Annotated in this window: 15 protein-coding genes; 2 read left to right on the top strand and 13 right to left on the bottom strand. The window is 67.5% G+C overall.

Annotated elements, in window-relative coordinates:
* Positions 1-28: 28 nt before the first annotated feature.
* Positions 29-310: a hypothetical protein gene (locus ACV530_RS25825; protein ID WP_494334997.1), complete on the bottom strand. Its 282-nt coding sequence runs from the start codon at positions 308-310 to the stop codon at positions 29-31.
* Positions 311-656: 346 nt separating this feature from the next.
* Here ACV530_RS25825 and ACV530_RS25820 point away from each other — a divergent pair, with 346 nt between their 5' ends.
* A complete protein-coding gene (locus ACV530_RS25820; protein ID WP_494334996.1) occupies positions 657-893 on the top strand; it encodes a hypothetical protein in 237 nt (78 codons plus the stop codon).
* A 228-nt stretch (positions 894-1,121) separates the two neighbouring features.
* Here the strand turns inward: ACV530_RS25820 and ACV530_RS25815 are convergent, their stop codons facing one another.
* The 6 genes from ACV530_RS25815 to ACV530_RS25790 all read right to left on the bottom strand — a co-directional run bounded on the left by ACV530_RS25815 (position 1,122) and on the right by ACV530_RS25790 (position 5,184).
* Positions 1,122-1,748 (bottom strand): hypothetical protein, encoded by a 627-nt coding sequence (locus tag ACV530_RS25815; RefSeq protein ID WP_494334995.1) that lies wholly within the window; start codon positions 1,746-1,748, stop codon positions 1,122-1,124.
* Between the two features lie 62 nt (positions 1,749-1,810).
* Positions 1,811-2,683, bottom strand: coding sequence for a hypothetical protein (locus tag ACV530_RS25810; RefSeq protein ID WP_494334994.1), 873 nt, complete (start codon positions 2,681-2,683; stop codon positions 1,811-1,813).
* Positions 2,684-2,706: 23 nt separating this feature from the next.
* Positions 2,707-3,354 (bottom strand): hypothetical protein, encoded by a 648-nt coding sequence (locus ACV530_RS25805; protein ID WP_494334993.1) that lies wholly within the window; start codon positions 3,352-3,354, stop codon positions 2,707-2,709.
* Positions 3,355-3,475: 121 nt separating this feature from the next.
* Entirely contained in the window at positions 3,476-4,552 is a 1,077-nt protein-coding gene (locus ACV530_RS25800) for a fibronectin type III domain-containing protein (protein ID WP_494334992.1), read from the bottom strand.
* A gap of 20 nt (positions 4,553-4,572) precedes the next feature.
* Positions 4,573-4,830, bottom strand: coding sequence for a hypothetical protein (locus ACV530_RS25795; protein ID WP_494334991.1), 258 nt, complete (start codon positions 4,828-4,830; stop codon positions 4,573-4,575).
* Positions 4,831-4,836: 6 nt separating this feature from the next.
* Positions 4,837-5,184, bottom strand: a complete 348-nt coding sequence (locus ACV530_RS25790; RefSeq protein ID WP_494334990.1) for a hypothetical protein — start codon at positions 5,182-5,184, stop codon at positions 4,837-4,839.
* A 159-nt stretch (positions 5,185-5,343) separates the two neighbouring features.
* Between ACV530_RS25790 and ACV530_RS25785 the strand changes: the two genes are divergently transcribed.
* Positions 5,344-5,748: a hypothetical protein gene (locus ACV530_RS25785; protein ID WP_494334989.1), complete on the top strand. Its 405-nt coding sequence runs from the start codon at positions 5,344-5,346 to the stop codon at positions 5,746-5,748.
* On the opposite strand, the gene ACV530_RS25780 is transcribed toward ACV530_RS25785, so the two are convergent.
* From ACV530_RS25780 to ACV530_RS25755, 6 genes are all read right to left on the bottom strand, one after another.
* Complete coding sequence (locus ACV530_RS25780; RefSeq protein WP_494334988.1) at positions 5,648-8,725, bottom strand: hypothetical protein; 3,078 nt, start codon at positions 8,723-8,725, stop codon at positions 5,648-5,650. The genes ACV530_RS25785 and ACV530_RS25780 overlap by 101 nt on opposite strands.
* Positions 8,726-8,788: 63 nt before the next feature.
* A complete protein-coding gene (locus ACV530_RS25775; RefSeq protein WP_494334987.1) occupies positions 8,789-9,412 on the bottom strand; it encodes a DUF7297 family protein in 624 nt (207 codons plus the stop codon).
* 13 nt (positions 9,413-9,425) lie between these two features.
* Positions 9,426-11,300: a baseplate J/gp47 family protein gene (locus tag ACV530_RS25770; protein ID WP_494334986.1), complete on the bottom strand. Its 1,875-nt coding sequence runs from the start codon at positions 11,298-11,300 to the stop codon at positions 9,426-9,428.
* Between the two features lie 93 nt (positions 11,301-11,393).
* Positions 11,394-12,458: a hypothetical protein gene (locus tag ACV530_RS25765; RefSeq protein WP_494334985.1), complete on the bottom strand. Its 1,065-nt coding sequence runs from the start codon at positions 12,456-12,458 to the stop codon at positions 11,394-11,396.
* Between the two features lie 257 nt (positions 12,459-12,715).
* Entirely contained in the window at positions 12,716-13,009 is a 294-nt protein-coding gene (locus ACV530_RS25760) for a WhiB family transcriptional regulator (protein ID WP_494334984.1), read from the bottom strand.
* A 462-nt stretch (positions 13,010-13,471) separates the two neighbouring features.
* Positions 13,472-14,341, bottom strand: a complete 870-nt coding sequence (locus ACV530_RS25755; RefSeq protein WP_494334983.1) for a hypothetical protein — start codon at positions 14,339-14,341, stop codon at positions 13,472-13,474.
* Positions 14,342-14,453 lie beyond the last annotated feature (112 nt).

Genomic DNA, 14,453 nt, shown 5'->3' with positions numbered 1-14,453 from the left:
GACGGACCGCCGCCACGCGCTCACCTCGTTAAGCGCGCCGCCTCATGAAGAAGAAGGCAAGCGGCAACAGTGCTGCCATGAGGAGACACGCGACCCGGGCCGGCCACGGGAAGCCGCTATCCGCCGAGTCCAGAGCCTGAGCCATCGCGTACGGGCCGATAGCGGTCCCGGTGATACCCAAGCTGAGCTCAACGATCCGCAGCAACGTGCCGGTCTCCCCCGCAGGCACAGATGCCACGAAGGAAGGCCCCTCAGTCGTGGTCGTGATCTTCACATACGCCGCAGGGGTGAGCTGTTCATCGTCCGACATATTGGCCTCTCTTGAGACCCGGACCTAGGCGCTTCTCGCCTAGGTAGGAACCGGGTCCGCTGCTAGCGCCATGGCAGCCACCTCCTCTCGCAGGGAAGGCCAAGGCCGGCGAGTTGCCCGGCCCCTGACATCAGCCCCGGGAGGGGCCCTGCGCCTTCAGGTGGCGGCGTCAGGTCCCCAACGGAGCTGGGCCTGACCCTACCACTTAGGTGCGTAACTACACCTGAAACGTTGCAAGTGGGCGCTTTCTTGTGGCAGAGTTGACTTGCTTCCTTGCGTCTGAAGGTGCATAAACCAGTCGATACGATGCCAAGGGAGGACTGATCCAATGGAAAGAGAGACAACTGTGGAGCAGTCGACTCACGAGCCGCGCCAGCCAGCGAACGAGCGCTACTCCGTCACGCTGGTCCCGCCAGCTGTCAGGGCGATCAAGGAGCTGACCGATCTCACTGGTCTGACCAAGACCGACGTGATCAACAGGGCCGTGCAGGTCTACGCGTTCCTCGAGGAGCAAAGGAGCAAGGGCAGCGATGTGCTTCTTCGTGACCAGGAAGGAGTCATGGAACGCATCCACATCGTATGAACAGCTGCTTCGGGCAAGGGACGGATGCCCTCAGGTCCGTGGAAACAGCGGGCAGCACTGGCCCGTAACGGCAATTGCTTGCCGTTACGGGCCTCTTGCTGGCTTCAACCCGGCACCGCGTAGCGGGGCTGGCCTCACGGGAACGTTAGCCGTTGACACCCGGGCGATCCCCGCCCGTGCAGGGATGGTCTGTCGCATGTCGAAGATTCGTAAGCGCCGACTGGCTGCTCATCCTGGCGCCCACGCCTCCGAGTACGCCGGGACAAGCGGCCCCCGGACCGTCTCCAGGTGCGCGAAATCCGGCGGCGCGTCAAAAGCTCCAGCAAGTGCCCGCAAGTCCTTCCCCCGCGGGGGAAGCTGGTACGCCACCGACGCCGGGTCCTCCAGCACCGCCCGGGACTGGCTCGACGCGTAGACCGCATCAGGCTGGTCCGGGGTGCCGAACCCCGTCCGGACGCTGGAGCGCTGCAGCGTGCGTAGTTGGTATCGCTCGCCATTGGCTCGCATCACGTAGTCGCCGGAGTGGGTCAGAAAGTCGCTGGTGGACTCGACCATCTGCAGGCCTCCGAAGGCGCTCGGGGTGACCTGCCCGTGGGCGTCCTGGCGGACCTCGACGTCAGCCTGGGAGAAGAGTGCCGGCCGAACGATCAGGCCCCGGTAGCCGCCCTCGAAGGTGGTACCGAAGCAGCCAGCGCATCGATTGCGTTCGCCCTGCCCGTACGCGGCAGCGATGCGGTTCGCTCCGACGCAGACGGTGCAGCGCTTCACCAGGCCTGCGCCCGCGTCGCGGGCCGTCCACATCAGGGCGAACACACACAACTCGCCGATTGACCAGAGTGGTTGGTCGTGCCGCATCCTCTCCTGCTCGACTGCCCACGCCTGGTGGCGCCGTACGTAGTAACCCTGGCCCGGCCGCATCAGAAGTACCGGGCCGCGAGGTAGGGGCGTCCGGCGGTGCCGGGGTAGCGGGCGGGGCCCCACTTGCCGTACGCGCCGCCGGAGACCAGGACCCGTACGTTCCCCAGCCCCATGTTGGCGATCTTGAAGGTGTCGAGCTGGCCTTTGAGGATGCGTTCCTCGGTCATCAGCACGTTGTTCCAACGGTCCATGTAGTCCCGGCGGTCGTGCCGTGTCGCGCCACCGCCGCCGGTCAGTTCCGGCTGCTCCACGTACGAGCGGACGAGGTGCCGCAGACACTCCACGTACAGGGTGGTTTCCAGCAGTGAGCCCCACCGGTCGGCGGGGAAGCTCGCTCCGCCGTCGCCGTCGAGTGTGTAGCTCTGGTAGGGCTGGGCGACGGTGTTCAGGCGGCCGACCGCGATGCGCAGGAGCTGGGCCAGGCGCTGGCGGCCGAAGTTCGTCTGCATGTAGGTCTGCAGGTGGGGGCCTTCGGTGGCCATGTCGAACAGGTCGCGGAAGCGGTTCCAGGTCGCCTCGACGACGCCCTTCATCGGGTCGGCGAGGCGGTCGTACTCGGGTGCCGCCTGGCCGATCTCGAGGAAGGTGCTCCACTCGTCGTTCTCGCCGGCGGCCGTGTAGGTCCACAGGAGATGAAACAGGCCCGGGATGCCGGTGTCCTTGCTGGTGAGGCGGACGGTGTAGGTGCCGGTGTCCGGGTGGTCGGCCGTACGGGACCAGACGGTTCGTCGGTCCTCGGGGCCCGTCTCGTTGATGAGGGCGACGGTGACCGGACCGTCCGCGTCGCCAAGTCGGCCTTCGCGGTGTACCTGCAGGCCGAAGTCGGCTGCCGCGTATCGGGACACGTACAACCGGTCGGTGTACTCCTCCACCCTTCCCCCTCCTTCCCCTCGGATCAGGTGTCGTTGCTGTTGACGGCCTGCACGATGTACGCCACGTTCTGGACCGTCGCGATGGCGTTGGGGTAGCTGGAGTCGACCTCCATGTTGATGCCGACCGTGTGCACTCCCGGGCCCAGGGAGCCGCGGATGCCGAACGCGGTCACGGGGATGTTCCAGGAAGTGTTGATGTTCGGGATCTTCGGGAAACCGACGGTCCCGTGGGAGCCGACCTGGCAGAACGAGCCGTCGATGTACGGGTCGATGTCGACGACGACACCGTTCTCCGTCGAGGTGTACAGCTGCGCGATCATGTCGATGCGGATGCCGGTCGTGCGCCGCAGATTGAAAGTGCCGACCTGCCAGGTCAGGTTTCTCTTGATGGGCAGCGTGTAGGGGACGTCGCTGTACCCGGTCCACACCGCCGGGGCGACCAGCGGCTCGTGCCAGGAACTGCCGTCCCACATCAGGGTCCGACGGGTATCCGCCTCGATGATCATCATGCCGCTCTGGGCGGCTCCCCAGGCCGGGCGCGTGCCGGACGTGCAGACGTAGTGGCCTGGGTAGGAGTCGAGCTTGGAGTTGTTGTCGTTGAAGTCCTGGCGCAGGAACGGATCAGCACCGTCCCAGACCTTCAGCGCGAGTCGCTTGGTCAGAGTGGACACCTGGGCGCTCCCCTTCGGATCGTCTTCCGCTTCTTGGCATGCGGGCCGGGACCGCTGGACAGCACACGGCCTGTACGGAGGTCACGGGTGTGGCCTCCGTACAGGCCGTCCGGAGGCCTGGTTACGCGGCGGGGAAGCCTTCGGCGGGGACGGTGTACTCCGCCGAGGTGCCGGGGGATGCGTAGCCGATGGCGTTGATGGCGGTGACGACCACGGTCAGCTTCTTGCCTGCCATGTCCTTGGTGAGGGCTGACAGGAGGAAACCGGTGGCGGTGCCGTCGACCTGGGCGGTGGTGGTCAGTGCTCCGGTGATGGTGACGACGTATCCGCGCGGCGTCTTGGCCGGCTTGGCCCAGGAGATCTGGGCCTTGTCGGGGCCCTGGGCGGTGGTCACGGTCACGCCGGTGGGGGCGGGCAGCGGGGAGATGCCGTCGAGGCCGATGCCGGTGCCGTCGACGATAGTCCCGTCCTGGCGGTAGACGGGGTTGATCCGGTTGGCCGGCCAGATGTCCTTGGCGGGGACTTCCTCGTAGTTGAGGGCCTGTGCCGGGGCGGACCAAGGGGAGAACGGTCCAGTGCCGTTGCGATTCTCGGCCCGTATACGGAAACGGTACGACTGGCCGCCGACCACCTGGCCGAAGGAAGAACGGGTCACGTTCGCGGCGGCGTTGAGGTGGCCGCCTGTGTCGGACTCGATGGTGTACCCGAGGACGGGCGCGTCCGGAGCGGGGTGGGGCACCGGGGCCCACTCGAGCGCCACCGAGCGGTCCGCGCTGACGGCGGCGGGGGCTGCGGGAGCCGCCGGTACGGCCGTCGAACCGAGGGGCTGGGCACCGAAGTTCGCGGTCTCGGTGGTGCCGCCGACGTTGACGCTGGCTGGGACGAAGGTGGCTCCCCGTCCGTCGGAGACCGGCTTGTCCGTGAGCGTGGTATCGGCCGTCGTGCCGGGGATTCCGGTGGACGGGGGACGGTAGGGCAGCTGGCGGTCGATGACCGAGGACTGGCCGGTGGTGTCCGGTGTCGCCTTGAGCGAGGTGTCCACGAGCACGCCGGTGCCGCCCGTGGCGCCGGAGGTGTCGACGAAGACTGCGGTGGGCGTCGCGGCTGCGTTCTTTCCTCCGCCGGAGTTGGCCCCGGTGGTCTCGACAGTGCCCGACGACGCGGTGTCGGCGGCGGTGACGGTCTTGCTCTGTGGCACGGCGAACCTCTCTGTGTTTCCTACTCGGTGCTCGCGGTCTCGGGGGACTTGGCAGCCGCAGCCTTGGCCCGGCTGCGCTTGGGCGCTGCGGAGGTGCGCTTCGCCGGGGGAGCGGGATCAGCGTCCGGAACGGGTTCGGGGAGGGTCTCTGCCGGGGGTTCGGGGGCGAAGGCATGCGCGATGCCCTCGAGGCGTTCGTGATCGCCACCGGAGGTGTGGGTGGTGTCCAGCGTTCCGGAGACGCACATCAACAGGTCGTACGATGCCTGGCTGTTCATGTGCGCTCAGCCCTTGTAGAGGGGCTCGACCGTCACCGGCACATGGGTGGTGACCGGCTTGCCGTTCTGGTCCCAGTCGACGTTCTCGACCGTCAGCAGCTGTGCGGCCTGCTGCTTGGTACTGCGCTTGGGCTTGAGCAGGACCTTGAGGCTGTCGGAGTCGTCCAGGCCCTCGACGGCGATCGTGCCGTTCTGGGCAGCCTTGATGAACGCCGGCATGGCGACGACGTCACGGGAGAGGTACTTGATGTCCTCGCCGTCCGGGTCTCCCTTGCCCTCCCACCGCAGGAAGTCGCGGCTGGTCGGGTCCGGGGTGATCACCAGGACTCCCTCGGTCAGGTTGCGGGTCGTCACCTGCTACGTCACGGGCATGGGGAGGCTCCACGGTCTCGGCTGGGCTCTTGCGCCTCTTCGCCGCACAGCTCGCGGGCAGGACAGCAGGCCGCCTGTCGGCGCTGACGGTCTGGTGCCTAAAGCAGTGACCGCACTGCCGAGCCCAGGGACGACGACGCCATGCCGAACTTCGTGAACGCACCGGGTGTCCGGGCGTACATCCACACCGAGAAGCACGGGATCCTCGATGTGTCGGATGACCTGGTGGACGGCACGATGACCCGCCGTAGCGATGGCATCTCCACCTTCAACTTCTCCCTGCAGAACACCCGCCGCAAGTACGACCAGATCTGCGCGCCGAACGACCGGATCGTGGTGAAGATGAAGCGGGTGACCTGGCTTCCGGTCTTCTCCGGCTATCTGAACTCGGTGCCACTGGTGACCGCCTGGCCACGGGTGGTACCGCTGACCGCATCCTGCACGCTCAAACGGCTGCAGAACTGGTACTGGGACCCGAACAGCGCTGCTGTGTACACGATGATCGCCCAGGCCATGTCCGGGCTGGCCCCTGCCCCTCGGCGCTGACCATGTCCCAGTTCACGCGATCGCCGGGGAGGGTGTTCTTGAACGTCCGGCCCACGTACCACTCGGCGACCTGCCCCTGAACGGGCCGGTGTTCGGCCTCGGCCAGCACCGTGCCGTCGTAATTGAGCAGCTGCAGGACGAGCGGATCGGTCAGCGTCCGCGTCGCGTAGACCCGGGCCGCGGCATACAGCCGCCCGCCCTGAGGCGGCGTCTTGGGGCGCAGCAGGGTGATGCCGCCGAAGTCGGAAGCCGCCTTCTCCTGAGTGACGTCGTCCCAGCTCGGCTTGAGCGGGCCGGGGCCGGAGGCCTCGATGGCCTCCCAGGACCGCCATGCGCTCTCCAGCCCGGACCAGGTCGAGTGCGCGTAACCGCGGACGACGTGGACCATACGGCCGATGTCGCCGGAGTAGGCGTCGGTGGAGGTGATGGTCGCGTCACCGGTCGCCTTCCAGAAGTGGAGGGACTCGTCGTCCATGTACGGGTCTTCGGCGAGCTGGACGGGATCGGTCTGCTGACCGGCGAACTGGACCGCCGTCACCCGGCGGCGCGAGACATGAATGATGGACTCGGCGACAGCCCCGCCCGGCGGTGTGTCCTCCGGGCACTCCAGACCACCGTCGTCCCGCAGCACCCACTGGCCCGGGCGGCCGTGCTGGTAGTCGCTCAGCGCCCCGGAGTCCAGGAACAGCTCGACGTACTGGCCCAGATCCTGCTCGGCCCCCGCCGAGGAGAGGTACGCCCGCACGCGGTGGAGGGCGACCTCGTAGGCGACCTTGGTATCGAGAGTGATCTCCTCGACTTGATAGGCATGACGGCCGGTCGCCGACCAGCGCTGCGCGATGGAACCCGGCTGCGGCTGGAAAGGGAAACCACGCAACCCTGAACGCAGTTCCTGGGCCTGTGCCGGGTCGGGTGCGTAGAGGGCTTCGGTCGGCAGGTAAGGACGATCGGCGTATTTGTCGCCGCGGTCGATCGAGAAGGTGTCGAAGTACCGGTAGGGCGTCGGCAGCGAACCCGCAAGCCGGGTCCCCGGATCGGCGGCCGACGAGTACGTCTCGCGGGCCTTGAGCGTCGGGGCGTGTCCGCCAGTGCTCGCTGGGAAGCGTTTGACCGTCATCACCGGCGCCTCCCGGCCGGGGCTGACGACCATGGGCGAGAGGTTGGTGAACTCCAGCTTCAGGAAGGACGCCTTGACGGGCCGGAACTTCGCCGCACCCTTGGCCAGGACGTAGTCGCCGAGCACGGGCGTCCACGCGACGGCGTCCTCGGCGTGTGCCGGACCACCGATCAACCCGGTGGGGCACACGCTTCCTTCGCCTTCGGTGACCAGCCGGGGGGAGAACCGCAGCAGCGCGTTGCCCGACAGCCCGTCCGGAACCTCCCCGGCGGCCTGGGGCACCGTCCATGCGTCGGGATCGTCCCAGTAGCCGGTCAGATCATGGATCTGCTCACCGCAGCCCTGCTTGAGCAGCAGGGAACGGAGCCGGAACCCTGCCCGCCCGCCCTGCCCGTCCATGCCGGCTCCCAAGCGCAGGACCCGGGGCCGGTCGAGCCGTTGCGGCACCGGCAGCCCGGCGGCGTCCGCACACACAGCCCCGCCCGCAGTCAGGTAGAGCACGTCATCGTGCAGGGCGACGGCGAAGCGCAGTTCCTGGTTGAAGGCGAAGCTCCCGGTCGGGCACTCCACCCGGCGCGGCCCGAGTGTGGCCGACAGGCGGCCGGACTGCACGGCAACGCGCAGCGCGCTGTTGGCCAGCAGGACCTGTTCCTCAGGCTCGTCGGAGGTGAACTGAGGGTGCACGACCCCGGCGAGCAGGAACGGCTGGTACGGGTCGAACTGGGTGGCCCGGTTGTCCACGTCCAGCCACGCCCCTTCGCCCCGAAACAGCAGCCCGTCCTCGACAGGCTGCGGCAGCCCGAGAGGAGCGGAGAGCATGGACGGCGGGACGGGGGTCTGAGCGGGGGAGAACGCCGCAGGGCGCGGCTGGTCCTGGGTGTAGTACACGTTCATGCTCGGGTCGGCGGTGAGCGGATCGAGCTGCAGCCGGTCGAGGGTCTGCGGCCTACCGGCCGCGTCCCGCATGTCCAGGTACAGGCACACCACAGCGTCCGGGACGGGCTGCGGCTCACACCGCCACACAGCCTCGTCCTCCAGGACGTTCAAGGCGAGGCTGTGCCGCATCTGGTACTCCACCGGCGAACCCAGCAGGTCCTGGCCGGTGGCGATGGGCTGCGCGTAGTGACGGTCCGCCAGCGGCCGCCAGGGAACGTCGTCCTTGGTGACGGCGGCGAACGAGGCCTGGACCTCCTTGACCCCCAGCGAGTAGGCGACCGGCTCGCCCGCCACGTTCCGCGGCCCGTCGGCGGAAGGGATGCGGGTCATCACCAGCCGGAACGCCTGGGCGACCACCGCAGTCGTCTTCAGCTCCTGGCGCTGCCAGTGGCCGGCACCGTAGTGCTGGGGGTGCAGCCGGGAATCGTCGTTGACGCCTTCGGTGATGATGGCGGGCAGCGAGTCCGTGACCGACAGCACCACGGGGGCACCTGTCGCGTAACGCACCGGCTGAGCGCACCGGTGATGGCTCGTACGGGGGTGACCAGCGCCCGGGAGGAGCCGTAGGTGGCAGAGGTGCCGTCGCGGAAGGCCACCATCTCGTCGATGGCGGTGAACACCTCGCCGTCGCCCGGCTCGTCCCAGCCGGTCTCCTCCGAGGGCACGAAGCCGTACGACGACGACTGGGGAAGCTGGGTGTTGTACGACCAGTCGGCCCCCGCGGTCTGCGACAGCGGCGTGTTCGCTGTCGGCCCGGGCCCCGGCCACCGGCACCTCGCCCAGCGCACCGGCGCCCTGGGTGTCGACGGTCAGCAGCAGGTGCGCGGGCTTGAGCTGGCGCAGCACCTGGACGACGGCCATCTCGTCGCGGGAGCGCTCGCGTTCACCCTCGGCATCGGCGGGGTAGTCCTTGTGGACCCGCACAAGGATCTCGGACCGGGACAGGGCACCGGACTTGCCGATGAAGGGCAGGCCTTCCAGGACGTATCAGAGGGTGCCCTCGATGTTGTCGAAGGTGCGGGTGGCGAAGTAGTCCCAGGTGCGGCCGTTCTGTTCCGGATGCAGGCTGGCCTCGAGCATGCCCCAGGACTCGAAGACGTCGCACTCCGCACCGACCACGGCCTCCGCGGCCGCCTTCAGCCCCGGAATCGTCCCCGCCTGGTGCAGCGTGCGGACCAGTGAGCTCATCCGGTCCCGGTAGGACGCATCGGCCGTCTCGATGCGCTCCCATTCCTCCGCGGTGGCCGTCGCGGAATCCATGGGGCTGATGGGCAGCGCCTCCGACGGAGTCCGGTACGCGCCGAGGATCGGCCCGTAGAACCGGTCCAGGTCGTAAAACCGCGCCCCGGACACGGAAATGGCCTGCCACTGCGCCATCAACAGCCGCTTGCGCAGCTGCCCGACACCCGAATCGCCCAGCAGCACCTGCATCAGCCGCATCAGATGCGAGCCGGGTGACAGGTCGTAGAGCTCCTCGGGGAAGTTCTCCAGCCGCTGCAGTACCGGCACATCCGGCACCAGCATGTTGGTCGCCGACCGCAGCGCGACGGACTGCGGGACCGAGACCGCCGTCTGGTCCGCAAGCAGCCCCGGCGCGGTGGACGTGTCCATCACCGACATCGGCTCACACCGCCCCGAAGGTGTTCGAGGCGAACGTCGTCAGCAGCATCTGCCCGAGGACGGGCACTTCGTCGTCCCCGAAGACGACATCGATCGCACGGCCGGTCGCGGGATCCACATAGGAAGCCAGCGCTTTGTCCGTGGGATCCGCGTCCGGGGAGATCAACTGAATGCCCACCTGCGACTTGCCAGGATTGGCCGTGTCGTAGTCCAGGAAATCCGAGCCGTTCATCAAGCGGATGTTGTCCACCCCAGGCACGGCGTTGACCACACCAAGCACATCGGCCACCTGAACCTGCTGCCCGAACGTCTTCGACGCCAAAAACCCCGACAACGCGCTGCGCAGCGCGTTCTGGACCGATGCCACAGAGGCGTTGAAATCCGGGTCGTAGACCACACCGAACGAAAACCGCAGCCACCGCCGCTTGCCCTGGTGCACCTTCGCGTCCGTACCGGCCAGACGCCACCGGTCCACGGCATCCTGGATCGCCGCCGGCAGCTCGTTGTAGGTGTAACCGCCGTCCTGCGCCTTCTTCTTGCCCTCGCTGTACTGGCCGACCTCGAACGCGGTCTTGTCGGCAGGCAGATAGCGGGCATCCCACTCCAGACCGAACCGGCTCGTCGGCGTCCAGCCGTCGGGAGTGTCCTCGTGCACGATCTGGTACGCATACCGGATGTTGTCCTTGAGCGTCCCGAAGGGATGGTCGTCATCGACCAGCCCGTACCCGACGTTGTCGACGAACAGCTCGGACGGAACGCTGATGATGGGCCCGAAAGCCAGCGGCACGAACACATTCCCATCCGCCGGCCTGCGCTGATCCGCCCGCACCCAGTTCCCCACGCTCATGGTCTGGCCCTTGGCGCCGGTGAACTTCAACGACTGCTGGAAGACCACCGACTGCTGCGCCGCCTGCGCCCGCGTGCCCACCGTCCAGATGTCGACCCGGTTGGTGATCTGCGACAACGGATCGTTACGGGAGGCATTCGACAGGTACTCGTACTCCAGCGTCACCAGCTTCCCCGGCACCAGCCTCCCCGACGACAACTGCTGGACCTGCGGCGGAACCGAATTGATCCACTTGTAGTCCAGGCCCTCCGTCAGCACCTTGCCGTCCACGGAAACCCGCACCGGAGACGCATACACAAACTTCGCATCCGCCACCTTGCCCACCAAGTTGCCGGAGGGCGGCATCTGCAGCGTCTCCCGGTACGGCTTCGACGCAGACACCACATTCACCGCCGAGCAGTCCGCGTCATCCAGCGCGATCCCCCGGTACATCTGCTCCGTACCCGCCAACGACCGGAACACCGTGCTCTTCCACCGCTGCCGCAGCTCCGAATCCGTCTCCCCGCTACGCCCGCCGGTAAAGGCCTGAGTGTTCGTCATCGTGGAGACACCCTGCACCGGCGTCGCGATCGAGTTGAGAGACCCGGCTGCGAGATTCCCTTCCGACCCGGCGTTGACCGCCTGCGTTGCGACCGTCACGGTCGCAACGCCCGGCAGCAACACGGCACCGGCCACGGTCTGCACGGTGGCAGCCCTGTCCTTGCTGCTGACCACCTCGGTGTGGATCGGGATGAAGACCGTCGGCTTGAGGTCGCCGTCCCGGGAAAAGGTCACCGTTCCTGTCGCCCGGCGGGCCGGAATACGGCCGATGCCGAACAGCTGGCAGAACTGCTCCAGGTCCGTACCCATCTTGCTGTCGATGTCGTACGGATAGGACAGCAGGTGGTTCTGGATGTATGCATCGGCGACTGGACCCGCCACCGCGTCCAGGATCTTGCGGACCACCGTGCCGGTGGAGGTGTCCAGCTCCGGATCCGCTACGCGCAGAGCGTTGCGCATCTGCGTGACGATGTCCTCGACGGTGGTCCCCACGAAGCGCCTCCCTCTGGCAAACAGCAGGTCTCGCTTCTTAACCAGGTGGCTGGCCGGGGGACGGACAGGGCAACTCTGCCCTCCGTGAACAGCTCAGACCTTGATCCACACCTGACACATGTGCTCCCGCATCGCGTCCGGTGCCTCCACCCGCTCAAAGACACCGGGAGCCGACCGGTAGAGGCAGTCAATGCCGTAGCGGTGAAGCAGGCCGATGTCAGGGCTTGCGGGACGGGAAGGAAACAGACCGGTGAGCCGGTCCGCCTGCTGGGGGCTGTGAGGCGCGTAGTCGAGGAGCTGCGCCAGCGCGGCCCGTACGTACGCGTGGTCGCTGCTCCGCTTAGCTTCGATGATCTCGGTGCCGTCCGGCCCCGACACGTGGATGTCCGTCACCCCGGCAGGAGTTCGCAAGCGCTGCACCTCAAGACCGTTCAGCGTGTCGACGTACTCACGCACAAGAAGTGCCTCGGCCCTGTTCACGCGTATCTGACGCGCATCACGGCGGTATGTCGCGGCAGCGGTATGGAGCCCTTCGACAGGCACGACCTGGGTACCCTCCGCGATCGCAGTGGCCACCTCGATGTCACGGGCGATCTCCTGCTGCGCGCCGGCGAAGGTGTCGATACCCAGACCCTGCAGGATCTCCTCGGCCTTCTCCCCGCTGAGTATGCGCAGACCCATGAAGTTGTCGCCCACGTTGAAGCTCGGCAAAGCCCAGATCTCGGCGTAAGGGATCTCGGTGGGCTGGAACGACAGCAAGCTGTAGACGTTGTGCCAGCTGCCCTTGTTCGGATCCGGCGTCCACATCGTGTCCGCGAACCCCGAGTTCCTCAGCGTGACGCCTACCTCGCCTATGCCGCGCACAAGATTTCCGCCGGTGAACAACACAACGTCGCCCGTGCGGAGGCGCGCCATGTTCTTGTCCTGAACCGCCGTGGCGCCCCAGAACCGCGCACTGCCGGAGGGGTGTGCCTCCAGCAGCAGTGCCCGCTCAGTCTCGGTGAGAGCAGACATGTGCTGCCCGGAGGCGAAAGGTACTTCCTGGTCCAAGGTGTCGCGCCAGTGGCGCCTGGCAGCAGGGTTGCCAAACGATGGCTGGATCGCCACAAGCGGCATGCTGTCATCCCCCAGAAGCGGTTTGAGGCCAATGGGGCTCATCGTCTCACCCGCCTCTGACAGCCCAGCCTCAAGATCGTCATGAAAGCCTTCTGTGCGGACTTGGGGTCCGCACAGAAGGCTTTGACCCCCGCGTGCGCGGGGCCGACGGCGCAATGTTCCTCATGGCTGTTGGCGAGGCAGGACCATCCCCGCGTGCGCGGGACCGACACTTCTTGATCTGCGACTCTATCGGCTGGCGGGGCTGTTTTCATTCAGTCGGTTCGAGCGAGGCCGAGCCCCAGCTCACCGCTCAGCACTCAGGCCGTGGCCCGCACCCGAGCTTCGCGGCGGGCTGCCATCGCGCGGTCTGCGTCGTCCTCGCCGCCCCAGATGCCGCCGTGGTCGCGCAGGGTCCGGCCGAGTTCCCGGCAGGGGTCTGCGATGGGGCATTTGGCACACAGAGCTTTCGCCTGGGTCACCCGTGCGTCCTCCAGGGCTGCCTCGGCGGGAGACATCTTGGATCGGCGGTCCGGGGCGTAGAAGAGCTCCGGTTCCGTTGTGCACGGCAGGGCGGTGTAGACATCGTCGAACGCCTGGGCGGCAACGCTCACAGTGGATTCCCCTGGGCAAACACGGTTCTTGGCGGAACACCGCAATCCTTGCACAGGGGTGCATCTCGAACGGGGGCGTTTGTCCGCGACTTACGGCAGGGCGAGCCAGGTCTCCACACGGCTGACCGGTACGGCCAGACCGCGCGCTATATCCTCCGCCGTCGCTCCGCTTTGCCACAGTCTGCGTGCTTGCCTTGCACGCACGGTCTCCTGCCTGACCGCCCGGGCCGTACGCGAAGCCCCAGCCGGGGCAGAAGCCGGCGGGAGCTGACGGTCGCCGCCGCTGCGCTTCACCCAGCGCACGATGTCCTCTCGGCTGCACCCCAGTGCCGTGGCGATGACGGACACTCCGTATCCCAACCGGTGCATGCGCCGTGCCCTTTCCAGATCGCGCGGGTGGGGGATGCGCGTGAACCGGCCGGTCATACGGGCCCCTTCCGGAGGAGAGACTCTGTCACCGCTTCAGGCGGCGTAGCCGTGCATGGGCCTGAGAGTAGGGCTGGTGTGGCTTTTGTGGGTGTGGTTTCTGCTTTGCCAGCCGGAGAGACCGGTGACACGAGCGGTGGTGGATGGGGTCGGCCGGGAGAACGGGATACGTCTGTCGTGCAGTGTCCGTTCGAGTGCGGGGTCTCGGTGGCCGCGTAGCACCACGTGTGCGATGTCGGGCAGGTGCACCCCGCCGTGGATCTGCGTCTCGGCGTATCGGGGCATCGGTCCCTGGCCGGGTTCGTCGTGGTCGAGCCGGAACCGTGCGGGAGAGCCCATGGGGCGGCCGAGGTGGGAGTGCGGGTAGGCGGAGAGCCGGACGTCGCCCAGTGGGTGCGGCACTACGGGAACTCCGCCATCCTGCCTGCGCATCGTCGCGTGATTGAGGCTGTCGCCGAAGGTGACGGTGGTCCGGTGTGCGATACGGGGACGGTGGAGGACGATCGTGTGCTCCCCGTAGCCTTCGGCGCGGCGGCTGTTCTCGGGATCGCCGGTCAGGAAGCCGTACACCGGCCGGGCTTGTGCAGGGTGGTGTATGGGGTAGCCGAACAGGGCGTTCTCGCCTTCGCGGCGGGCGTTCTGGCGGCCTGCGAACTCGTGGCCCGGCTCGTCGTGGACGGTGCCGAACCGCCCTTGGTCCAGTGCGCGCCAGAGGGTTGAGGGGCGTGCCCGTATAGCGATCTGTGCGCGGTCGGCTTCGCCTCTGAGGTGGCGTTCGAGCTCATTGGCGTGGGGACCGTCGCCCTCGAGGGGGCGGCCGTTCGGTCGGAAGTGGTCGCGGTAACCGCCGCTGAACCTGGGTAAGGCGGGGCCGTCCCGGAAGGGGTTGTGGTCAGCGCCCGCCAAGGTGCCCCATACGTTGTCATCGTCCCATCGATACCAGGCCGGGTGCCTGTTGCTCAGTTCCACATCGCTTACCGGGGCCGGTGAGTGTGGGGGACACTGGGCCGCATGGGAC

It is taken from the genome of Streptomyces sp. SX-6 (genome assembly GCF_059089585.1).
Note: the sequence above shows the minus strand (reverse complement) of the source record. Positions and strands in the feature narration are given on the sequence as shown.

Bases quoted from the DNA above. Each gene is read 5' to 3' on its own strand.
- ACV530_RS25825 (WP_494334997.1), bottom strand. From the start codon at position 310: ATGTCGGACGATGAACAGCTCACCCCTGCGGCGTATGTGAAGATCACG.
- ACV530_RS25815 (WP_494334995.1), bottom strand. From the start codon at position 1,748: ATGCGGCACGACCAACCACTCTGGTCAATCGGCGAGTTGTGTGTGTTC.
- ACV530_RS25795 (WP_494334991.1), bottom strand. From the start codon at position 4,830: ATGAACAGCCAGGCATCGTACGACCTGTTGATGTGCGTCTCCGGAACG.
- ACV530_RS25785 (WP_494334989.1), top strand. From the start codon at position 5,344: ATGCCGAACTTCGTGAACGCACCGGGTGTCCGGGCGTACATCCACACC.
- ACV530_RS25775 (WP_494334987.1), bottom strand. From the start codon at position 9,412: ATGGACACGTCCACCGCGCCGGGGCTGCTTGCGGACCAGACGGCGGTC.
- ACV530_RS25765 (WP_494334985.1), bottom strand. From the start codon at position 12,458: ATGAGCCCCATTGGCCTCAAACCGCTTCTGGGGGATGACAGCATGCCG.